General features: G+C 43.5%; 3 protein-coding genes. All 3 read left to right on the top strand.

Going from position 1 to position 5,931, the window contains the following annotated elements; all coding sequences use genetic code 11:
- The first annotated feature begins 259 nt into the window (after positions 1 to 259).
- The 3 genes from EIZ39_RS26025 to EIZ39_RS26015 all read left to right on the top strand — a co-directional run bounded on the left by EIZ39_RS26025 (position 260) and on the right by EIZ39_RS26015 (position 5,381).
- Positions 260 to 1,135 carry a YcdB/YcdC domain-containing protein gene (locus EIZ39_RS26025; protein ID WP_129204481.1) on the top strand — a complete coding sequence of 292 codons (876 nt, stop codon included), beginning with the start codon at positions 260 to 262 and terminating at the stop codon, positions 1,133 to 1,135.
- Positions 1,132 to 1,824, top strand: coding sequence for a YcdB/YcdC domain-containing protein (locus tag EIZ39_RS26020; protein ID WP_164985357.1), 693 nt, complete (start codon positions 1,132 to 1,134; stop codon positions 1,822 to 1,824). The genes EIZ39_RS26025 and EIZ39_RS26020 overlap by 4 nt, the downstream gene beginning before the upstream one ends.
- Before the next feature lie 155 nt (positions 1,825 to 1,979).
- Positions 1,980 to 5,381, top strand: coding sequence for an S-layer homology domain-containing protein (locus EIZ39_RS26015; RefSeq protein ID WP_129204477.1), 3,402 nt, complete (start codon positions 1,980 to 1,982; stop codon positions 5,379 to 5,381).
- The last annotated feature ends 550 nt before the right edge of the window (positions 5,382 to 5,931 follow it).

Here is a 5,931-nt window from a genome sequence, read left to right as displayed (position 1 = left end):
GTCCAGCAAAAAATGTTTTCAGATAAAGTAAACGTTTCTGCAAGGCCACTGGGGGTTGTCCCTCACTCGGCTAAAGTTTAAAGTGTGAAAGTAAAACCTCCCCAATCAAGAAAGATTTTTTGGTTGGGGAGGTTATTTGTCGTTCTACTATAATCGTTTTTAATCATCGCAGTGAAAGTTATAATATGGGTAGGAATCTTATATCTTGTTGAATGGATTCACAAAAAAACGGACTAGGTAGGTTACTAATTTGGGGGATATGATGTTTATCGACCATGAGAAGCTTCGGGTCATAGCCAAAAAGGTGATTGCTATACCTGAGCATTACCTGCTAGAGATGGAAGACAGCATTCCTAAGGGCCATGAGCAAAAACGGTGCTTCATATGGGAGGACCCTGAAAACTGGGACAATAAAATAGAGATAGAACTAGAGCTGACGACGGGACTGCTCACGAGGCTGGGACGTGAAATGGAATATAAGGAAGAAATCGAGGAGGACTTTAAACCGTTACATACAGATGCGGAGGCGAGAAGAATGACTGATGCCTTCGTTGCGAAGCATTCTTCCCATTCTGCAGAGTATGCGTCTGTCATGATAAAGAAGAGACCGGATGGAACCGATTTTACGTTTCGTCAGGAAGTCAGGGGAATAGAACTTCCCCATACAGGGTGTGGTGTAAAACTGGATAGGGAATTAAACGTTGTTCGGTTTCGGCTAATAGGGCAGGGTCAAATCCAAGAACCTAAATGGCCAGACAGCATTGTAGATGAAAAGACTATATTAAGTGATATACAAAGTCATTTGCAGATGAAACTAGCGATTGTTTCTGTCCATCCATCTCTCTACGAGATAAAAGGAACTGAACATGAATATCGACTCGTTTACGAGCCGATTCCAGACCGTCCATGGATGGATGCCGTTACAGGTCTCCATGTATATGGGTCCGAACATTATGTCATGTCAACAAGCCATCCCTTGTCACCGAACGAGTCTATCCCGAAACCTATTTATAATGAAGCGTTGTCATGGGAGCAGCTACTCGGCATCGATCTAGAGCGTTATGAGCTCGTAAAGTCGGGGGACGATGGTGAGAGAATAAACTCCTTGTATCAGCTTAGGGAACGGGGGAAATGAAAACGGAAACGGAACCATTGTCAGTAGAGGGATACATGGAGAGAAAATGGGGTGACAAACTCCGGAGGTTTAGGGAATCATCGCTCATGGTACACCAAGAAAAGAAAACTGGTCGCCTTGTCGGGTTTCATCGGATGGGCAGCGCAAAGGCTGGGCTTGCATCACTGAGACGGGAGCAATGTTGGAGGAAGGCGGAACAATTTTTGCGTATCGTATTTCCGGATTACGTAAATTATCTTCAAATCGAAATCGATAAAGAGCGTTCAGACGAGGAACCTCGTGATCGTGAATTTTTTTATTTGCCAGTCTATATTGACGGAGTCCCTGTGAATCATGAGAGGGTCACCATCAGTATCAGCACTTCAACAGGAGAGATCTGTACATATAGGAGCGTTTCATATGAAATGATTCAAGAATTGTCACGTCGAAGTTTCATCCGGGCATCACGCCACAAGTTGCCTTTGATCGCTATGTTCAACAAATGCAGCTTCGTCTTACCTGGTTCTTGGACGAAGATGAAGAGGTGCCAGCCTATCGGCTGCTCTATATTCCGACTACCCTTTATGGCCTTGAGGGCAGTGATCGAACGTTGCGATATGTCGATGCAATCACAGGCGAGCTTATTTGGGAAAGGTAGAATTCAACGAGTAAAGCCGGGAGTTCCTAAGCTTGGGAAACCTGGCTTTTAGTTTTCATAAGCGCTTTTGGTAAACGAATCTAGTATAAAATACCTAAATTATAGTGGATAAAACCTGTAAAAGTTGATAGAATTATGTGGAATTAAGTATCTTTTTGCATTCTTCAGGAACATATCTTACTACATCATGGGGGTTACATAACGAGCATGTTAACGTCAAAACACCGAAAACTTTATTGGAGTCTATTAGCTTCATCCTTATTGTTTGTGTCTCAAGCTTACGCTGAGGACCAACCCCAACTCCATTCAAATCGATCTTCGTTTACAGATTATTCTGTCCAATCACCTTGGGCAACGGATGCCATTAAAAGGTTTAGCGATGCCGGAATCATAAATGGGGATACCAAAGGATCCTTCCGACCTCAGGACACGATTACCGAAGGTGAATTTAAAACCATCCTATTTAAAGCAGGTCTATCCGATAAAGTAGCTACCTCCGTTAGAAATGGTTTGTCACGAGAACAATTAGTGGATATCCTTTCCGATGAGAGTTTCGTTGTCAGACCGAATCATATTTTAAACTTAAGCTTTCTAGGAGTTGATCCGTCTTTAAAAGATACGATGGTTCAAGCAGCTAAGCTGGGAATTATAGAAGGCGATGGAAAAGACGCGATGTCTGCTAAAGTAGCCACTCGTGAAGAAGCTGTCGTAATCGTTGATAAACTATTGAAGCTTTTTGCAGCAGCGGCGAACAGTCCGGCAAAGATTGAAGGTGTGGTCGGATCAAAAGTGCAAATTGGAGACCTGCTCTTTAAAGCACCTAAAGAGGTGTATGATTTCATAGGCTCTATACCAAAGACGGTTGAAATCACAGCAACTCCGCAAATCTCAGGTGTTACCGCTGATCTCCTGAAAGATGTAGTAATCGCTCCAGCACCGGGAATCGATCCGAAAGAAACGATCCACATTGACTTTAAAGGTTTATCCATTCCAGGGAATCTGGAAATTAATGTTCCAACCGTAACACTATCCAATGTTTCCGTAGAGAACCTTAACGTTACAGACCCAACAACGAAAGTAACTTTTGACCCTACGACTAGAGTATCGACCTTATCCCTGCCTACTGGAAAGAAGGTTGAGGATATCGTCGTAAATCCGGAAATCGTCAAGGATGTAAATCTTCAAGAGATCCAAGGGAGACCAACTACACCTCCTGAAACAAACCAACCGTCTCAGCCAAAGAACAGTGGGAACAGTAATGGTGGTGGGAATGATAACGACGATGACGATAGCAGTGATAACAACGTAACACCAACACCAGCACCGGAGCCAACGCCAACGCCAGATCCGACACCGGCACCAGTGCCGACACCGGTACCAGATCCGACGCCAGATCCGACACCGGCACCAGTGCCAACACCAGATCCAGCACCAACACCAGTGCCAACACCAGATCCGACACCGGCGCCAGTGCCAGCGCCGACGCCAGTGCCAACGCCAGTGCCAACACCAACACCAGTGCCAACACAACCTCCTGCGCCAACGAATCATGCGCCAATCGTGATACAACGTATTATGGATGTTAATAGAGTGTTCGTTGGGTCTGTAAAAGAATTTACGTTGCCGGATCATTTCTATGATCAGGATCAGGACATTTTACACTATACGGTAATTTCATCTGATCCTTATACTGCCTCTGTGGAGATCAGTTCGGATACCAAATTAAAAGTAACGACTTCACGTGCAGGAACTGCCAAGATTACAATCATGGCCGACGATAGAAGAGGGGGTACGGTTTCTTCAGATTTCTATATTACCGTAGTAAAACGTGAAGTATTGGATAACGGGTATCTGCCCGCCACCATGGAAATCGCCATTGATGATCCTCCAAATACGAACTATAGTGCAAATCATATCTTCCGACAAGACGGTGAAACGATTACGGTTACTGCTGCCAATTATGATGCGAATATCGCTAACGTTGAAGTTGACGCGAACGGAAAACTAAAAATAACGCCAGTAGCAATAGGAAAAACAACTGCAGTCATAAGAGGTACTGATTCAACAGGGGTTTATGCCACAAGGGATCTAGTGATTACGGTCACTCCTACAACGCATGATCCAAGAGTTAAGGTTGTTGATAATCCGAAAATTCCCGATATTACCGTAGACGATAACGCGAATAAAATCTACATTGACTCCCAATGGGGATATACGGTCCGGTCACTAATGGAAAGTATCACTCCTCGTGGGTGGCTATATAATGTTTATCCAGACCAGATTGACGACAATTTTATTGGATACACAGAATCTCTTAATACCCCGTTAAGGTTAGGCATGGCGGTTCTAGGTATTGCAAAGGATCAAAAAACCACGAAAAAGTATTTTATAGCCAAGCGGGCTGAGGTTAATACGCCGCCAGTTCCTACGGTATCCACCCCGAATTTTGATGTGGTCGTAGAAAGCAAAAAGTCAACTTATCCAAAGCAGTTACTGAATACCTTCGTTGATGAACAAGACTGGAATCACTTGACCTACGAGGCTTCACTGGATAACCCTAGTCTTGGAACCATATCTGTGAACTTACCTGCTAATCAGATCGAGTTCGTTCCTTCTGGACAACTAGGTTCAGGCGTGGTTACTTTAAGAGCAACGGATACGGAAGGGTTATCGGGCGAAGTGAAGTTCGGAATGGTTGTACGTCATGATTCAGACAAATCACTTAAAGTATCGCCATTGAATACAATGGAAGGTTTATCGGTAGATGAAAGTACTTCTACAATTACGGTTGACTTAACAAAAGGGTATACGCCTTACGATCTTCTGAATACGCTCATCAACCGTATGTTTACTACGATGAGTGTTTATGCAAGCGTAGATAGTCAATATGCTTCGGCCTCGAATCTACCTCTGACCGAGGGAATGGATTTAAGAGTTCGCGATTCGTTTACAGGTCAGAGCAAGAGTTACGTGATTCATGGAATGGATTCTACTGGAGGCTCAACTCCATCTAACCATACACCAACTTTGGTTCAACCTCTTGATCCTATTGCTTTGAAGCTAACGGATAGTCCACTTCATATTAATGTTACAGGTTTATTCAACGACACGGATGGCGATGACTTAACCTATTCCTATACTTCTTCGGACGAGAACGTCTTTAAAGTATCTACTCAAGAAGGGGATAAGCTTGTTCCGATAGGAGTAGGAACCGCTACCTTAACCGTCCGAGCAACGGATACGAAAGGTGCTTACGTTGAAATGAACGTCCCAGTAGAAATTATCAATGCTTTAAATGCGGATACGGGGTTTGAGGTTGTAGGAGCCTTAGGAATTACTGTCGATAATACAGCCCGAACAATAAGCCTTGCTACTCCAGTGACCGTAGGTGAATTATATTTAGCCTTATCACCTACGAATAATGGGTTCCATCTGGTTTATTCGGACGCATCGAAGGGAGCGGAGCCAGCGGCAGCGGATACGGTAACTTCTGATATGATAGTTGAATTACTAGCTGAAGACCTTATGATAGCTTATGATTATACGATCACCGTTGCAGGAGTAATTCCAGCTAATGATTCTCCTCCTGTGGAGGCGTTGGAACCGTAGGTACGACCTTCGGAAGCATGATACGATCCATATAAAAAATTTTACAGATAAGGAAAGGGGTACCCAAATGACCGAAAGGTTTATTTGTGGCACTTCCTTTTTTTATTTACTTAACAAAGAGGTGAATCCCATGAACCTGACCTTTTATGGGATGAAAGTTGACCATTCCCTGCAGTGTGAGCTTGCTGATCAACCGTGTCCGTCACACCCAAGAGCAGTTTCCCAAAACAAATCTCGGAATGAGACAGACAGATTAGTTCATCTTTAAGAAAAGGTAATTGATACTTCCATAAGGCTTTATCAGTAGCTTTTTCGTGTTCGGCTCTTGGGCTCGAATGCTCAAAGTTATTCTGAAAGCGGGACTTATTCGGGTAAAGTTAGCTAAAAAGGCTCGGGTCTGTCAGAAAACAAGCCTCATTCTGTATCTTTGAAACTTGGAAAAATAAAGTTTGCGGATTTTAAGGTTTTTTTAAGGTATATGCTTTACAATAGGGTTATCTTTGAGGGGGTGCAGTATGAAAATTGTTGTGAATAAATGGTTTCTTAGCTT

It is taken from the genome of Ammoniphilus sp. CFH 90114 (assembly GCF_004123195.1).
Lineage (GTDB): Bacteria > Bacillota > Bacilli > Aneurinibacillales > RAOX-1 > YIM-78166.
The sequence above is the reverse complement of the archived record's forward strand: the minus strand, read 5'-3'. Positions and strand labels throughout refer to the sequence as shown.